At 43.8% G+C, this 17,907-nt stretch carries 9 protein-coding genes; 4 read left to right on the top strand and 5 right to left on the bottom strand.

The features are described from left to right. Positions 1-2,945, bottom strand: a 2,945-nt coding sequence (locus FXF70_RS17000; RefSeq protein ID WP_148780811.1) for an isopeptide-forming domain-containing fimbrial protein, incomplete at its 3' end; no start/stop codon positions are given. A gap of 546 nt (positions 2,946-3,491) precedes the next feature. Here FXF70_RS17000 and FXF70_RS16995 point away from each other — a divergent pair. Together FXF70_RS16995 and FXF70_RS16990 are read left to right on the top strand one after the other, a co-directional pair. Continuing rightward, entirely contained in the window at positions 3,492-4,136 is a 645-nt protein-coding gene (locus FXF70_RS16995) for a YczE/YyaS/YitT family protein (RefSeq protein ID WP_007498187.1), read from the top strand. A gap of 85 nt (positions 4,137-4,221) precedes the next feature. Further along, positions 4,222-4,812 carry a hypothetical protein gene (locus FXF70_RS16990; RefSeq protein ID WP_035704402.1) on the top strand — a complete coding sequence of 197 codons (591 nt, stop codon included), beginning with the start codon at positions 4,222-4,224 and terminating at the stop codon, positions 4,810-4,812. A 25-nt stretch (positions 4,813-4,837) separates the two neighbouring features. On the opposite strand, the gene FXF70_RS16985 is transcribed toward FXF70_RS16990, so the two are convergent. After that, positions 4,838-5,698, bottom strand: a complete 861-nt coding sequence (locus FXF70_RS16985; protein ID WP_098680843.1) for an effector binding domain-containing protein — start codon at positions 5,696-5,698, stop codon at positions 4,838-4,840. Between the two features lie 143 nt (positions 5,699-5,841). On the opposite strand from FXF70_RS16985, the gene FXF70_RS16980 reads away from it, so the two are divergent. Further along, entirely contained in the window at positions 5,842-6,543 is a 702-nt protein-coding gene (locus tag FXF70_RS16980; RefSeq protein WP_148780810.1) for a 4'-phosphopantetheinyl transferase family protein, read from the top strand. Here the strand turns inward: FXF70_RS16980 and FXF70_RS16975 are convergent. Next, the gene (locus FXF70_RS16975) at positions 6,530-7,867 is read right to left on the bottom strand and encodes an aminotransferase-like domain-containing protein (RefSeq protein WP_148780809.1); all 1,338 of its coding nucleotides are present in this window, start codon (positions 7,865-7,867) and stop codon (positions 6,530-6,532) included. The two genes, FXF70_RS16980 and FXF70_RS16975, sit on opposite strands and share 14 nt — an antisense overlap. Before the next feature lie 131 nt (positions 7,868-7,998). Here FXF70_RS16975 and FXF70_RS16970 point away from each other — a divergent pair, with 131 nt between their 5' ends. Further along, positions 7,999-8,913: a DMT family transporter gene (locus tag FXF70_RS16970; RefSeq protein ID WP_148780808.1), complete on the top strand. Its 915-nt coding sequence runs from the start codon at positions 7,999-8,001 to the stop codon at positions 8,911-8,913. 38 nt (positions 8,914-8,951) lie between these two features. On the opposite strand, the gene FXF70_RS16965 is transcribed toward FXF70_RS16970, so the two are convergent. Together FXF70_RS16965 and FXF70_RS16960 are read right to left on the bottom strand one after the other, a co-directional pair. Then, positions 8,952-9,692 carry a thioesterase II family protein gene (locus FXF70_RS16965; RefSeq protein ID WP_100325552.1) on the bottom strand — a complete coding sequence of 247 codons (741 nt, stop codon included), beginning with the start codon at positions 9,690-9,692 and terminating at the stop codon, positions 8,952-8,954. Between the two features lie 6 nt (positions 9,693-9,698). Beyond that, a complete protein-coding gene (locus FXF70_RS16960; RefSeq protein WP_148780807.1) occupies positions 9,699-17,897 on the bottom strand; it encodes a non-ribosomal peptide synthetase in 8,199 nt (2,732 codons plus the stop codon). Positions 17,898-17,907: the final 10 nt, after the last annotated feature.

Raw genomic sequence — 17,907 nt, 5'->3', positions numbered from 1 at the left:
ACTTTTGCTGTGTTTTGAATGGTTTTATCCGCTTGGCCTTTAGCGACCTTCGCTTCAAACGTCACCGTATGCCAGTCTGTGTCTTTGATATCACCAAATTGTCCGGTGACTGTGCCTTTTGTGTAGTCTCCGTTGTCGTCATCTTTTGCATCTGTGACGGCTTGGTCATCTACTTTTAATGATCCTTCGACGTATTCAAGACCTTCTGGTAGTTGATCTGAAATCACGAGATTTTCGACGATGCTGTCCTCTTCAAGGTTCTTTGTTTTGATCGTATACAGAAGGGTATCGCCTACCTGTGGTGTTTTTTCATCTGTGTTTCCTTCTGCTTTTTTCTGAATGCTCGCTGTCTTTTCTGATGCTAGTTTTGGTTCACGAGGATAAATTTCTGTATTCGTTGTTGGATCATCTGGCGGTGTGTTTTCACCTGTTACTTCGGCAGTGTTTTGAATGTCTTGACCAGCCTGTCCCTTTTCAACTGTCACTTCAAACGTCACGGTATGCCAATCTGTGTCCTTCACATTACCAAAATAACCTGTGACCTTTCCATCTGTGTAGTCTCCGCTATCGTCGTCTTTCACATCTGTGACAGATTCTCCATCAATTTCAAGAGACCCAGCGACATACTTCAGCCCTTTTGGTAATTGATCTGAGATCACTAGATTTTCCACAAGGCTGTCTTCTATCGTGTTCTTTGTTTTAATTGTATAAAGCAGGGTATCTCCCACTTCTGGATGCTTCTCATCTTTGTTACCTTCTGCTTTTTTCTGTAAGACGGCTGATTTTTCTGATTCAAGCTTTGGATCACGAGGATAGATTTCTGTTTTTGTTGTCGGATCGTCTGGTGGTGTGTTTTCACCTGTGACACTCGCTGTATTTTGAATGTCTTTGCCAGATTGACCTTTTTCAACCGTCACTTCAAATGTCACGGTATGCCAATCTGTATCTTGAACGTCACCAAATTGTCCTGAAATGGTACCATCTGTGAAGTCTCCGTTATCGTCATCCTTTGCGTCAGTGACTGCCTCTCCATCCACTTGAAGTGAATCCGACACATACGCTAATCCTTCCGGCAGTTCGTCTGAGATCACTAAATTTTCAACGAGACTATCTTCTATCGTATTCTTTGTTTTAATCGTATAAAGAAGTGTATCACCGACCTCTGGATGCTTCTCATCTGTATTGCCATCTGCTTTTTTCTGCAAGACGGCTGATTTTTCAGAAGTCAGCTTCGGGTCACGAGGATAGATTTCTATATTCGTTGTCGGCTTGTCTGGCGGTGTGTTGCCGGTTGTGACACTCGCTGTATTTTGAATATCTTTGCCTGCCTGACCTTTTTCAACTGTGACTTCAAACGTCACGGTATGCCATTTCGTATCTTTCACTTCACCGAGCGTTCCAGTGACAGTTCCATCTGTCATATCACCGTTGTCGCCATCTTTTGCATCTGTGACTGGATTCCCATCTACCTGTAGAGAATTTGGTACATAAGATAATCCTTGAGGTAACTTGTCAGAAATCACAAGGTCTTCTATTACACTATCTTCAACAGCGTTACGGGCTTGAATGGTATACAGCAATGTGTCCCCTACTTCTGGGTGCTTCTCATCTGTATTCCCATCTGCTTTTTTCTGTAAGACCGCTGATTTTTCTGATTCAAGCTTCGGATCACGAGGATAAATTTCTATGTTTGTTGTTGGATTGTCTGGCGGTGTGTTTTCCCCTTTGACATTCGCTGTATTTTGAATATCTTTACCCGCTTGCCCTTTTGCTACTTTCGCTTCAAATGTCACAGTGTGCCAATCGGTGTCTTTCACATCACCTATTTGACCTGTCACAGTACCGTTTGTAAAGTCACCTTTGTCTTGATCCTTTGCATCTGTTACGCTTGTGCCATCTACCTTAAGAGAACCAGAAACATAGGTTAAGCTGCTCGGAAGGTTATCTGATATGATCAGATTTTTAAGAATGCCGAATTGCACCGTATTTTTTGCTCTAATTGTATAAAGCAAAGTGTCGCCTACTTCTGGATGCTTTTCATCTGTGTTGCCTTCTGCTTTTTTCTGTAAAGCAACCGATTTTTCTGATTCAAGGTTAGGTGGATATGGATCGAATTCAGGCTTCACCCTTGAAGCTAAGTCGTAAGATAATGAATCACCTGCAGTGCCCATATATGTTGTACTTAATGTTTTCGCATCAAGTGTAAAAAGAGTGGAATGACCAATGGATTCATTTAATCCTGACTGTAATAGCATCTGCCCATTTGGCAAGAAGCTAATTCCCCGCACGCCTCCGTCAATCGTTTTACCATCCGCATTTGTAATCGGAATGACACGAATGACTTCAGCTGTTTCAGGATTCATTTGCGCAACGGCTCCACTGTTATTAGATGCAAACCAAAGATAGCCATCCTTATCGACTACAAGATCTCCGCCAATGTCACCACCAATGCCAGAGCCAGCGTCATAACCGACGATTTTTTTGGACGTTTTTTGACCCGTAACTAAATCGTACGTTCCAAGGAAAGAATCACCATTAGAAAAATAAGAATAAATATATTTATCTTGATGCACAACGGCATTAGTAGCGCCTTCAGGTAGTTTCGTTACGACTTGTGCTTGCCCTGATGTCGCATTTATTTTATATAGAGTAAGGCTAGTGCCATTTGCAGTTGCATACACTACATTTTCTCGATCGCTAACAGCAACACCATTCACTGCGCCTATATCGATTCCTTTCACCTCTACACTAGCTTTAACATTTGTTGGATCATTTCCATCGAGTTGCTGAAGAACTAGTGGCCTAGTCCCAATCATATAGGAATCCGTATTGTTCACGACCACTGTTCCAGCAGCTTTTGTAACAGGTGGTGAGACCGTTAATAAATTTCCAGCGATCAGCACCAATATAAGAAATAATTGACTCGTTCTTTTTAATATGTTCATTTTTTGACATCCCCTTTTCCCTGCTTTACATCATAATGGTATGTACCAGTTCACCTCCCACACTTTGGTAAAGAATATCAGTAACATTTCAGAACCCTCAACATGACTAAAAGACTATTTTCGACAAAAATAGCCCTTTGGTCATATACAGCTTTCGACATCTGATTCATCTATGTTTTTTCCAATAAAACAAGTTTTTTTATCGTGTATTAAATATTTTATCTATCAATAAAAACAGGCCTAACGACGCAATTTACATACAATCTATTCTATTTTATCTTGAATATTCTTTAATTGGATAAAGGTTGTTTTTTTGTCATTTTATATTGAATTTTTTTCTTATTTTCATAAAAATTGGTAATTATTGGTTCGCTTTGTTAAAAAAAACAATTCAAAAGTCTTGCTCCAAAATTTGATGTTTTCTGCTCTTTTTATGGAAAAAATTCTTTTTATCGAGTAAGCGATTACAATTGAGCAAAGCCATTTAAAGGGGCGTGCGAGTATGTTACGATTGAAATCGAGTGTTTAAGAAAGAAGGGAAAGCTTTTGAAGCGGGAACATCTTTTACGTTGGTTTTTTTATTTTGTGGGATTGATTGTACTTGCTTTTGGACTATCGCTGACAGTGAAGGGAAAGATCCTTGGCATTGGTCCGTGGGACGCTTTTCATTATGGACTGTTTCAGCATTTTGGTTTAACCATTGGACAATGGTCGATCATTATTGGTGCACTGATTGTGACACTGACATCTGTTTTCACGAAATCTTTTCCAAAGATCGGCGCCCTGCTCAATATGGTGCTGATCGGCGTGTTTATTGATTTCTTTAATGCAGTATTACCTGCACCACATGGGTATTTACCTGCTTTATATGTGTTTATTACGGGCGTGATTGTGTCTGGGTATGGCGTTGGCATTTATGTCTCAGCTAATCTTGGCGCTGGGCCAAGGGATTCATTAATGTTGCTCATCTCAGCAAAAACGGGGCTGAACGTACAGTGGGTTCGAAATGGTATTGAGTTAACCGTGCTTCTATTTGCATGGATGCTCGGCGGCCCGATTGGCATTGGAACGATTCTGACAGCCATCTTTACTGGACTCGTCCTTCGCTTTTCATTGCCACAATCGACACGGCTCTTGCAACTGCTCATTACAAAAACAGCGGAGAAGCCTGTTCAAACCCTTACCCGATAAGAACAAGCCATTCTACTAAATGAATGGCTTGTTTTGTGCTAAACTAAATAGACGCAATATTCTTAAAACAGGAGATGATCCTCTGATGCAGCTTTTCCATTATCATTACTGGACACCATTTGTTGAGGAGATGGAGAAGGCGTACACCTCATTAGGCTTTGAAGTAAAGGGGCGTTTCGCAAAGGAAGGTTCCTTTCCCCCTCCGCTTACATGGGATGATTTTAGAGAGAAGAAGCCCTCTTTCCGAATCATTGAGATGAGAAAGGGACAGATCAATATCACATTTGGTTATAGTAAAAAAGTCCTTTTTGATCACATCGGCTTTCTAGTGACTGATGATGAATATGATCAGCTGCTGGTACAAGCGCAAAAGAGAAACTGGGCAATCCAGACTGGGGAGCGAAGAACGTTTCTTTCTACACCGATGCGCTTAAGGCTTGAATTGCAGCGGCGGACAGATGTGATTGAAACTGGTGAAGAAGCAATTGCCGAGATGACGATCGCAGTACCTGATTTGACTCATACACCTACGGTCGATCAGTTGCTGGACGGTTTGACACAACCTATTCATTGGAAAAAGGGAGAACGTCTCTCTTTACTTGAAGTGAAGATGATAGATTCTCATGGGATGAATACGACCGATCCAAACGGTGTTCACGTCCTCACACAAGGATAAAAAGCAGCGAGATACGCTGCCTTTTTTATGATTGTTTACGGATTGGAATCCAAATCAATGTCACATGATCTGGAGAATGTATCTCTCCATCTAAAGGATACGTTTCCATCTCCATTCCCCCAGCATGCTCATATCCTGAGGCAGGAAACCATTCTGTGAAAATACGTGTCCATGTTGAATGCACAGCGGTTTCGACAGGCCCCTTTGCCTGAAATACAGCCCACGTACTGGCCGGAATCTGCTCGACTGTCATGGTCGAATCTGGTTGTTCCTCACCTTGCTCAATCCCAATGATATAGTCAAATGTTTCAAGCGTTTCATCAAAATGCGCACATACACCGATATATCCGAGTTCTCCAGCTGCATGAGCCAGTGAATCCGTCCATCCTTCTTGATTGACACGCTTCCAAAAGGCGGGAATATCCTGTTTGTTTTGGCTATTCTTTGTTGTTGTCTTTAGTCTTCTGCCCATGATTGAAAATGAATCCTTTTCCACAATTCGATAATGCATCGGTTCGACTCCTTTTATTTGAAGTTCGAAGGAGAGACGGGGGTAGGCTTTCACTGTATACTCGCCTGTTTTCACTGCTGCCGGTGTATATCCATGATGCCGCTTGAAGGCTTTCGCAAACGACTCTGGGGTTTCATAGCCATACTTCACCGCCGCATCAATGACTTTCACTTGCTTAGTCATGAATTCTTCTGCCGCAAGGGTTAATCGCCTTTTGCGAATATATTCTGCTACTGCAATTCCCGTCAGCATATGGAATAGCCGCTGATAATGAAATTTAGACATACAGGCGGCCTCTGCCACTTCTTCGATCTGCAAAGGCTGATCCAGCCTCTCTTCCATATAATTGATACTATCCATGATCAAGTGAATCATTTTTCCCTCTCCTTCCTTTTCCACTATATCGAGAACCGCCCGCACCTTCCTGTCATTTTGTGCTTTCATTGAACAGGATGTCTGTTTCTCTTTTGCATGTGTTCATCCAATGGTACAATAAATGTAAAAAATCGAGGTCCGTTATGAAGATTTTCGCTATTCAATTACAACCTTTAGATGATAAAAATGCACGAAAACAAATAGAACAGCTGAAGCCTTTTGTGTCATTTGAAAAACGCGCCGCCGCTGAGCGCTTTCGTTTTTTGATCGATGCAAGAAGAACGCTTTTAGGTGAGGTACTGATTCGTCACATCATTCATGAGATGTACGCACTGCCTATGGAACAGATCATTTTTGAAACAGAAGGGAATGGAAAGCCTGTTGTCCGGCAAATTCCTTCTTTTCATTTTAATCTTTCTCACTCTGGTGATTGGGTCGTGGGCGCAGTAGATGATGCGCCTGTTGGCATTGATATTGAAGAGATTAAACCGATTGATTTAGCCATTGCCAAACGATTTTTTTCAGCTGACGAATATCAAGATTTACTATCACAGCCGGCAGACCAGCAGGAAGCCTATTTCTTTCATTTATGGTCCATGAAGGAGGCTTTTATCAAGCTGACAGGGAAGGGAATATCCTATGGTCTTTCATCCTTTACCGCTCGCTTGTCAGAGGATGGACAGGCTACTTTGAGATTACCTGATCACGAAGCCCCTTGCGTTGTCCAAACATATTCACTTGATCCTGCCTACCAAATGGCGGTTTGTACAAGAAAACCCGCTGCGGCTGAGCACGTCGAGATACTCACTTGTGAGAACATGCTGTCACGCCTTAATAACGTGTGATTTGTTGAAGTGATGACTTTAGCAAATCGACGCCTCGTGCGATTTCCTCTTCTTTTACATGCCAAATGTTCAGCTGAAGTATAGGCTCCTTATGATAAGTAGAAATGAAATGGCGGTCGATCGGCTGAACCATCACAGAAGCCATTTTTAGCTGCTGAATGAGCTGATTCATCGGAATGGACCGGTCGACACGAACGTGGGTATGAGTAGCTGGCTCCTCTTCTCCCAGCGCATAAGCGCCTTGATCATTTTTCAAACAGGCTACAAGTTGTTTGGATCGAGCTCTATAGGTCGCCTGCATCCTTTCTCTATGACGCTCAAACATCCCGCTTTTCAAATAAATTTCTAAAGCAGCCTGCGAGAGCATCGAGCTGTCGATATCAATCAGCCGTTTATGTTCACTAAAGGGGCCAATCAGCTCGTTTGGTAAGACGACAGCACCTGTTCTAAGCCCCGGAAAAATGATTTTTGAGAAGCTTTTTAAATAAATGACCTTCCCCGCCTGATCATATGAATAGATCGGGTCTCTTTTTGTATCGAATTCTAAATCAGCCAAATAATCGTCTTCAACGATGTAGACATCATATGCTTCGGCAAGGGCTGCAATCGCTATTTTTTCTTGTTTCGACAGACTCGTTCCAAGCGGGTTTTGAAATCTTGGCATCGTATAGAAAAAGCGAATATCCTCCTCTCGGAAGATACGCTCCAATTCCTGAAGATCGAGTCCTTTTTTCGTCCGCTGAATCCCCCGGACAGGCAGCTGGTTTTTCTCTAAGTATTGGAGGAATAGGTGATAGCCTGGCTGTTCGACCAATATGGTCTGTTTTCCATTTGGAAACGGGATGGTGCTTAAAATCGATAAAGCCAGCTGAATACCAGAAGTCATGACGATCTGTTCTGGAGAGGCAAACACTTGATAATCCGTTAAACGCTTTGAAATGATTGGCAGTAAAGATGGTAATCCATTGGTGGTGCCATAGATAAATAAATCATTTTGATACAGATCAATCGCTTGATTGATGCAGTGCTGAAAATCGACATATGGAAATACAATGGGATCAGGCGCAGAGGAAGCAAAATCAATCCATGTGCTGCCCTTCTTAACGGCTGACTGATTGGTTTTCACGACAAAATAGCCACTTCTTTCTACAGAGTACAGCAAGTGTTCACGCTCTAATGTGTCTAGTGCTTTTATGACAGTGCTTTTGCTCACAGCATATTGAGCCTCTAAGTGACGAATGGATGGAATTTTCATTCCAGCATTGTATTCACCGCTCTCGATTTTGTTTTTTATATTCAACACAAGCTGATCATATTTCCTCACAGTACTACCCTCCTTGTACCGGTACAGATATCAATAACTCTTATTGTACACTTTACTTGATCCGTTTACGATAAAAAGACAGAACCGGTCAATTCAACTGAAGCATGCATGCTCGTGTAAGGAGAATTCTGATGGATATGTCAAAACAAAAAGCGTATGCTGCTTCGATCGCATACGCCTGTATGATTGGTTTTTCATTCTTGTTTGTCAAAGTAGCCTTAGCATCAGCGAATCCGATTGATGTATTGGCACACCGATTTACCGTTTCTTTCGCAGCCGCTCTTTTGTTATTTCCATTTTTACGAAAAAAGTACCGTTTTTCCATTCAATGGCGTGATCTCATTTACATTGTGCCATTTTCCTTGCTTTATCCTGTGTTGTTTTTTGCATTTCAAGTGTGGGGGCTGATGTTCACCTCTTCATCAGAGGCCGGTATTATACAGGCGACCATCCCTATTTTGACAATGGTGCTTGCAGCATGGTGTTTAAAGGAACGCCCTACCTCGATCCAGGTGCTGTTTACCATTCTTTCTGTGTCCGGGGTGATGCTCCTCTTTGTGGTGAAGGGAATTGATGTGAAACATTCTCATCTCATTGGTTATGTGCTGATCTTACTTTCAGCCTTATCATCCAGTGCCTATAGCGTATTTGCCAGGATGATGACACGGCGATTCCATGTCATTGAACTGACTTTCGTGATGACATTCTTTGGATTTGTCTTCTTTAATGCTGCTGCTCTCATTCGGCACTCGGTAAATACTACACTACCGCAGTTTTTCAGTCCGTTTACGCAGCCATCCTTTGTATGGTCTATGCTCTTTTTAGGCATTCTCTCATCACTGCTCACAGCGTATTTATCAAACTATGCTCTTTCCCACCTTGAAGCAGCAAAGGTGAGTATCTTTAACAACCTTTCTGCTTTCATTACCATTGCCGCTGGCGTGCTTATTTTACATGAAACGATTGATATGGTTCACCTCATCGGGGCTGTGCTCGTCATTGGCGGAGTGATTGGCGGGAATGTGGTGAGGAAGGGGAATTCATAAAGAAAACGGCCCTCGTTTGACGGGGCCGTTGTTTTCTTTTATTGGCTGATGAATTGCCTTTTTGTTGTCTGCTCAATGACATGCCTCATATGTTCTGCGAACTGCTCGAGGTGTGTGTTGATATACATGTGCCCTCCTTCGAAATCAGTACGTTCGATGGCGTTTGCCCATGTTAGCCAGCCGTCTGCGTCTTCCATGCATTTCTTATCTTGCTTTCCGTTCAATAAATAAACGGGTGATTCGATGATTGTTTTGTCTGTGTGCTGGAAGGATTCTAATGCTTGATAGTCGGCACGTAAGGATGGTGTAAAGTAATCCATCATTGGCTTGTTCTCTAACAATTCTTTTGGAATCCCGCCCATTTCAGCGATATGCTGAACAAATGCTTCATTCGATAAATGGGTCAATATTTGTCTTTTTGTTTGCGGTGGCTGAATGGCAGAAATGACAACCGCTGCCGGATCGATGCCTTCCCTTTCTAGCAACTGAGTCAGCCTGTACACCACAAGTCCGCCCATGGAATGTCCGAACAAAATAAATGGACGGTTTAATTTGCCTGTCAGTCCTTCTTTATACAATTCAGCCAGCCGGTCAATGCTTGTTTCAAGCGGCATGAGGTTCGTTCCATGACCCGGAGGCTCTGCTGCTGTCACTTCGGCCGTGTCCTTCAGCTGTTCAAAGAGCGGACGGTAAGAGGCGGAATATCCGCCTGCAAAAGGAAAACAAATAAGCTGAATCAGATCTGATTTTTTTTCAAAGGTTTTAAATAATTGGTTCATACGTCCTTACCCCTTTACGATCGTTTCAAGAATCTGCGCAAGTTGATCTGCCTGCGGTCTTTTCATCATGGTCACATGGTCGCCTTTTATCTGAAAATACGAGCACGTTTCTCTCGTGTAAGCTTCCCAATCGGCAAATTTCTTCTGGAAATCTGTGGCGTGATCGCTGCTTTGTATAATATAAAACGGCACAGAGAATGGGTCTTTTTCTAATTCAATGGCTTGTGACATGATGGTATTATGTGTCTGCATTTGCAAGTATTTATCTAAATAGTGATCATTCATAAATTGATGAACGACTTCATCCTTTTCTGCTTCTTTGAGGATTTTCTGCTTCACTTCTTGGAAGCTGAGCCCTTGTAATGCTTCTGGTTTGATGCCGACGAGGTTCCCCATACCTAGGACGAGGGCCAGCATTTTCACTTCTTCTTCGTTCATATCGGCATGAAGCGCTTGATCTGCCTCATCTCTTAATACCGGAACCGTATCTAAAATGATCAATCCTTTTGGCGCTTTTCCTGCATGACAGAGTCTCTGATTCATTCCGTAAGCAAGATGTCCGCCCATGGAATGTCCTGCCAAATAATCAATGCCTGGTCGATAGAATGTCTCAATGGCTTCAATAAAAATGGTGACAAGCTCTGTATAATGAAGGAATTGTGGTTCTTCATCCTCATACAAGCCTGGAGACTGCAAGGCGTAAACAGCTCCTTCATGTGTCATGAGCTTGGCCACATCGATATACCCCATCACCGTTCCACCAGCAGGCGGTGCAAAGAAAATTCTCGGTTCAGCCGGATCCCCTTTTTTCAACTCGATCACATAGTCTTTCGGCGCTCTTTCGACAGGCTCGCCTGTTTCTGGCACTGTGTCCAAATATGCCGCTAACTGTGCTGGCGCTGGGTGCATGAAAATCCATTTCGGATCAACACGGACACCTTTTTCTTTTAATTTGGCAACGGCTTGAATACTCATAATGGAATCTCCACCTAAATCAAAGAATGAATCATGAATTCCTACTCGTTTGACACCAAGCACTTCACTGAAAGCTGTCACAATCAGCTGCTGTGTTTCTGTTGCCGGTTGATCGTCTTCATGTGAGGATGAGACTGCGTCTGTCGGCTCCGGCAGTGCTTTTTGATCGACCTTCCCATTTGTTGTGACAGGAATTGCGTCAAGTACGATAAAGTAACTTGGAATCATATAGCCTGGCAGGCTTTCCTGTAAAAATGCTTTCCATCCGGGAACAGGCTCTCCCCCATCTATGACAAGGTAAGCTGCCAGCCGTTTTGAGCTGCCGTACGTTTTAGCAATGACGGTACATTCTTTTACTTGTGGGTGTTTGAGCAGGGCTGTCTCGATTTCTCCACATTCAATTCGGTAGCCTCTAATTTTGACCAAGTTGTCTTTTCGGCCAAGGTATTCAATACTGCCATCAGACCGCCATTTCCCTAGGTCACCGGAACGATACAGTTTGTCCCCTTTTAATGCCGGGAATGGATTGTCAATAAACCGCTCCTTCGTGCGCTCTGGGTCATGCAGATATCCTTTTGCCAGCCCTGTTCCGCCGATATAGATTTCTCCTTTGACGCCTGTTGGTACTGGATTGAGATGATCATCAAGTATGACAACCGTTGAGTTGGCGACTGGCACACCGATTGGCACTGATCTTGCATCCTCCGGTACGTGTGTGACTTGATAAGTGGTCGCTAATGTTGTGTTTTCTGTTGGACCGTAAGCATTGATCAGCACACCCTTCATATGTGGCAATGCCTTTCGTGCATGCTCACTAGACATGGCTTCTCCGCCAACGAGTAATGTACGGTATCCAGCCACACTTTTTGGATCATGCTCAATCAGCCGGTTGAATAATGCAGTTGGCAAACAGTTGGCTGTGACTTGATGCGTTTTGATTAAACGAGTTAATTCGTCCATATTTAGAGCAGCATATTTCGGGATCAGAACCAGCTGACCGCCACTTAGCAGCATTCCCCATAATTCAAAGGTAAAGGCATCAAATGCATAGTTAGACAGCTGAAGCATTTTATCTTCTGAACCAAGCTCAATATAGTTTGTTTCTTTCACTAAGCGGACCACACCTGCATGAGGAAGCATCACGCCTTTTGGTGTGCCTGTTGAGCCTGAAGTGTAGTTCACATAGGCAAGCTGGTCTTCTCCTACAATCGATTTTTCCCTTTGATACACTGCGCCTGTTTCTGGTAACGGCTTGTCCATTTCAATCTTTGTGCCGCTCAGACCGTCTAAACGATTGATCAGATGCGACTGGGTTAAGATGATATCGCTTTGTGTATCGCGAACGATCAGACCGATGCGGGCATCTGGATACTCAGGTGACATCGGTACATAAGCAGCACCCGACTTGACGATCCCTAGAACTGAGACCATCATGTCAAACGAACGATCAAACAGCATCGGGACAAGTGAACCTGGTCCAACGCCCTTTGACTGTAAATAGGCAGCCAGTTTTGTCGCCTTCTCGTCTAAATCTTGATACGTCATATGCTCTTCCATATAGGATACAGCAATCCGGTGCGGGTCACGCTGCACTTGTTCTTCAAATAATTCTTGCAGCGTACGCTTTGGATAAGGCGTGTCGGTTTGATTTTTTCCTATGATCATGGCATTCTGTTCTGTTTTGTCCATGACGCAAAAGTCAGCGAATGTCCGTTCAGGCTGAGCCGTCATGCCATCTAACAAATTGAGATAATAATTCATCATACGGTGGATCGTTTCTTGCTCAAATAAATCCGTATTATATTCCACATGGATAGACAGCTTGTCCTCCTGCTCAAATACATGCAAGGTGAGATCAAATTTAGAGACGGTATGATGGACCATCACTTGTTCCGATGTCAGTCCTTTTAGGTTGATATCCAGCGAATCAGTGACATACCCCATGGCGACTTGGAAGATCGGTGAACGACTTAGGTCTCTATCCATTGAAAGGTCATCCACAAGCTTGTCGAATGGATAATGCTGATGCTCAAAGGCTTTTAACGTCATTTCTTTCACCTTTGCCAGTAAATCGGCAAAGGTATCGGCTGTTGAAACGTCCTGTCTCAGCGCCAACGTATTGACAAACATGCCGACGAGCTTCTCTGATTGTTCGACATCACGGCCAGCGATCGGCGATCCAACAATGACATCTGTTTGTCCAGACAACTTGTGAAGCAGGACATAATAGGCTGACAACATCGTCATAAATAGTGTTGTCCCCTGCTGCCTCGACAAGGCATGTAAACGACGAACAAGCGGTTCATCTATCACGATTTGCTCTGTAGCCCCATTAAATGTTTGAACCGGCGGACGTGGACGGTCAAACGGGAGCTCTAATACCGGCAACTCTCCTTGTAACGTTTCTAGCCAATAGCTCTGAGCCTCATGGTGGTTCTTTAATTGCTCATTCTCCCAATGAACATAATCAGTCCATTCAATCTCAAGTGCAGGTAGCTCAGGCGTTTTCTCTGATAATAGCGCACCATACACGACTTCTAATTCTTGAATAAGCAGGCTGAGCGACCATGCATCGGAAATGATATGATGCTGCGCACAAAGCAAGTAATATTCCTCTTTCCCCATATCAACAATTGTCCACTGTGCAAGCGGTCCCCGTTCTAAGTCATAGATGCGGTTCGCCTCTTGCTGAATCAGCTGTTCCAATCTTCTCGCTCTTGTTTTTTCATTAAATAATGAGAAATTCGCAACGGTTACTGATGGCGGAAGATCTTCACGGATGACTTGAACCGGCTTGCCGCCAATGGTTTGAAATGTTGCGCGCAGTGCTTCATGACGTTTTGTTAAGAGACCGATCGCCTTTGTTAACGTTTGGATGTGTAATTGGCCTATCAGTTTCCAAGCACCTAATATATTGTAATGATGGCTCTTTTCTAATGTAGATAAGAACCAAATTCGCTTTTGAGCGTGTGACAGCTCATAGCTTGTTCGTTTTTCCAGCTTTGGAATGCTGGCTTCCTGAATGGCTGGTGCTCCATTGATGTCATCGACCATTTGTGCCAAGTGTGCCAGATTCTTGCTTTCAAATAAGATTTTTAGCGGTGCCTTTATTGAAAACTCATGATTAATACGTGAAATCGTTTGAGTGGCCTTTAATGAATGTCCACCAAGGTCAAAGAATTGATCCTCTTTGTACACACGATCGACTTCTAAAATATCCTCCCATATGGCCGCAAGCACCTGCTCTGTCTTCGTTTCTGGCAATTGCTTTTCAAACGGCTGTGCGTGTTTGTGATGGAACTGTTTGAGGGCTTCGTGATCAATAGAGCCATCTTGTTTTTTCGGTATATCTTCCACTTGCCTGATGTCCCATTTCCCCTCTATGATGTCTGTGATCTTGTCAGCATCCACTTCTTTGCCTGATTGCACCGTATAGTACAGTTTCTTTTCAAAATGTGGTACTGGTGCTGGTTGAAGATGTTCAGCGATTTCTTGATTCGCCCCATCTAGGCCAATAAATAGATGCGCTTCATTCAGCCGAACACCTAGACATAATGAATGGAGCCCTTGTTTTTTTCCAATCAATTGAAAGCCCTTGCGAACGGTTAGCGCGGCCCCAGTATGTCCCTTAGACAAACCAAGATTATCCCACATGCTGAAATTTAACGAAATCGCTCTTCTTCCCTCATGATAGGTAAGGGCATGTGCGAGTCCATCTAAAAAGCTGTTTGCAGCAGAATATGCACCAAATGTTGTGCCGCCAAAATAGCCATTCACTGATCCAAAAAAGACGAGTGGAACTGACGGGTCATGCTTGAAGGCTTCTTGGAGCACCCAAGCGCCATCTGCCTTCCCTGAAAGTTCTTTGACGAAATCTTCTTCTGTTGTATGAGCCAATGTGTACGTATCCACATGCTGAAAGTGCTCAGATACATTGCCAGCACCGGCTAAATGAAGCGCTCCTCGGATCGACTGTCCGAAATGCTTTTCTGCTTCATAAATCGCCTGCTCGACGTCACATAAATTCGTCACATCGGCTTGTACATAAAGGACGTCTCCCAGATCTTTAAGTTGTGAGAATGACGCCTCTTTTTCTCTGTCTTCTTCAAGGGATGTCCGTCCAATTAACACGAGCTTCAAGCCAAATTGGAGCATTTGCTTAGACAGTTCAAATCCAATACCGCCAAGCCCGCCAGTCAGCAAGTACAAGCCTTCATATTCTAAAAACCCTTCTGTCTGAGGTGCCGTCATCATATTCACTTTTTCCAGCTTTGGTACGAGGCGCTGGCCATGCCGGTAAGACACTTCCGCTTTCAAATGAATCGCACCTAGTTCGTCCGCAATATGTTTGGCATCCTGTTCCACATTCTCCGCTTCAATATCAAGGTGAGACACTTCTGCCCCTTCCCATTCTTGCGGGATGGTTTTTAATAATCCGGCAAGAGACGTTTTCTCCACATGAAGCTCATCTTGCGGTTTTACCAATTGACCACCTTTTGTGACAACAACGAGACGCATCGGCTCTTTATTTTCTTGTCTCAATGCTTGATACAAATACAAAATGGATTGGCTGGTGCTTGCATTCAGTTCTTTGAACTGCGCAGGGCTCGCAATCATCTCCTTGTCTGACACATTCCACAAGTGGAGCATACGGTCAATTTTCAATTCATCGGCTTCAAGCGCCGCCACAAGCCTGACGTAATCCCCCTTGATTCGAGGGTTCATCTGATACATCCCTTTTGACAGGCGTAAAAATTCATAACCCTTTTTCACAGAAACATAAGGCAGGTTCATTTGTTCAAATTGTGTATAAAGCGATTGATAAAGCCCTTTTTCATCCTCAAATACGAGTACATGATCAGTGGATATCGGCTGAGATGGACCGATATTCTCTTTTACCCAAATACGTTTAAAGAACCAATCTGGGAGGGTTTGTTCATTTTCCGAAGCAAGATCAAGTGCACGTTCAATGTCATGAAACACCCCATCTTTCAGTGCCGCACCTAGTTGGGCACGTTGGATTTTTCCGCTTTCTGTTTTCGGAAATTGGTCTTTTTTCAGCGGAATGATGTGGTCAGGTTCGATTCCCATTTTGCGAATGATGCTCTCTCTAATCTGCTGAATCATTGTGATTTGATCCTCTATCGAATCCTTCTCCGTGACAAAAAAGACGGCGAGTGTGTCATTACTTGATTCGGGATTGTAAATGCCGTACGCAGCGGCAAATGTGACTTCAACCCCCTCAACTTCTTCCACAACGGCTTCAATTTCGTAATTCAAATAGTTCGCTCCGTTGATGACGATGATGTCCTTTTCCCGCCCTGTGAGGACTAGGCGCCCTTCATGAATAAATCCTAAATCTCCTGTATGAAACCAGCCGTTTTCTGCAAATACTTCTTCATTCGCTTCCTCATTTTGATAGTAGCCCATCATAATCGTTGGACTCTTCACCTGCAAGCGGCCGACTTGATCTTCTGGCAGCACTTGGTGATGCTCATCTACAATCCGAATCCATACAGAAGGGATGGGTGCACCAACTTCTGTAAAGGTCATCTTGTGCGGATGATCGTGCGTCACATATTGAATCTCACTTGTTAATGAGGTCTGATCAATGGTCAGTTGTCCACCCTGATCATCATGACGCATGAATTCTTTTGACTGGACAATGGCTGATGATGTTTCTGACATGCCATAAGCCGGCACCATCGCATGGCGGCTTAATCCGTGCTCACCCATGATGTGCATGAAACGCTGCGTCACTTTTGGAACAACTGCTTCGGCGGCGTTCATGATATAGGTCAAGGTGGAGAGATCCCAGCTCCCTTTGCGAATGTCGTCTTCATATTCATTCATCATCGCAAAGGCAAAGTTTGGCGCCCACGTCCTTGTGACACCGTATCTTTCTATCCAATCCAGCCACACCATCGGCCGTTCGATAAATTGATCAATGGATGGACTAATTTGCTGGCAGCCGAGGTACACATCATGGACATGAAACATGACAATGCCCCCTACATGATCAAGCGGCATCCAGTTCATTGATACATCCTCATGCGTGAAACCATTTGCCTGCTCAAAGGAAATGATTCTAGATAAAATGCTTTGATGGTTGTGCCGGATACACTTTGGCACACCCGTACTTCCTGAGGACAGCAGCTGAAGCACAGGCTCATCCGGCTCTGGCTCATAATGCTGTTCATCTGGATCACAGGCAAGTAATGTTTCGATTGTTAAAATCGGAATCGCTTTTGATTCAAATGTTTCACGCAGTCCTGCAATGTCCTCAGCACTCGCTTCGTTTGTAATAATGAATGGCTCATTTTGCAGCTGAAACACGCCCTTGAGCTTGTTCACGCCTTGATTCATTTCATCATACACAGGCGGTACAGAGACTGGGGTTGGAATCATTCCACCGAGAATACAGCCCCAGAATACTGTGATAAAATCTTGATGATCTTTCAATTGAAGCAGCACTTGATCGCCGTTTGAAAGTCCGGCTGCCCTTAATCCTGATAGGACACGTTCCGCTCCTGTGAGCAATTCCGGGTAAGTCTGGATCACCTCATGACCGCCTTCTTTGAGATACGTGACTCCGCGATTTGGTGACATAAAGGCGGCTCGGATCAGTACCTCTGTCAATGTGACTGGTGTACCTGGTTTTCTAATCAAATCACCGCCATAAACAAGAGCTGGTGGTTTTTCTTGTACGGAGGATTGTATGGTTTGGCTGACTTCATCTTTTGAAAACGATTCGTTTCCATTTGTACGCTGTCTATCTGGGAAGAGGTCATCTAAATGATAGGGAGTTTGTTTTTCTGTCTGACTCTCTATCAAAACGGCTGCTTCCTCTACTCCATCTATGGCTTTCGTGCGCTCTTCTATCTTTTTCCGTTCCTCTTCATCTAGTACGTCAATGGCAAGCAGCGCCTCGGTATCGACCGCTCCACTTTCTTTTCGCGGCAAGGAAGGGACGAGGACGAGCGCGGCTGGCACTTCATCAGGATGAAGCGGGCCTCTCATCAAATCCTCTCTTGTCAACGAAGGGTCCTTCGCCTGTGCAAACAGCACAAGCGATAGGCCCCCTTCTCGATTTTTCTTCGGGATGAGCGCACATTCCTTTAGTGGAAAGTGAAGCATGAAGACTTTCTCTAATGCTTTGAGATCGATTCGTTTTCCATTGATCCTGACAATATGATTTGCTGCATTTCCTTTTCGTCTACTAACTAGCATTCTTCTTCTC

It is taken from the genome of Bacillus sp. Y3 (assembly GCF_008123875.1).
Taxonomy (GTDB): Bacteria; Bacillota; Bacilli; order Bacillales; family Bacillaceae; genus Bacillus; species Bacillus altitudinis.
The sequence above is the reverse complement of the archived record's forward strand: the minus strand, read 5'-3'. Positions and strand labels throughout refer to the sequence as shown.

Coding starts and splice junctions, on each gene's coding strand:
- FXF70_RS16960 (WP_148780807.1), bottom strand. CDS start 17,897: ATGCTAGTTAGTAGACGAAAAGGAAATGCAGCAAATCATATTGTCAGG.
- FXF70_RS16985 (WP_098680843.1), bottom strand. CDS start 5,698: ATGATTCACTTGATCATGGATAGTATCAATTATATGGAAGAGAGGCTG.
- FXF70_RS16980 (WP_148780810.1), top strand. CDS start 5,842: ATGAAGATTTTCGCTATTCAATTACAACCTTTAGATGATAAAAATGCA.
- FXF70_RS16970 (WP_148780808.1), top strand. CDS start 7,999: ATGGATATGTCAAAACAAAAAGCGTATGCTGCTTCGATCGCATACGCC.
- FXF70_RS16965 (WP_100325552.1), bottom strand. CDS start 9,692: ATGAACCAATTATTTAAAACCTTTGAAAAAAAATCAGATCTGATTCAG.
- FXF70_RS16990 (WP_035704402.1), top strand. CDS start 4,222: ATGCAGCTTTTCCATTATCATTACTGGACACCATTTGTTGAGGAGATG.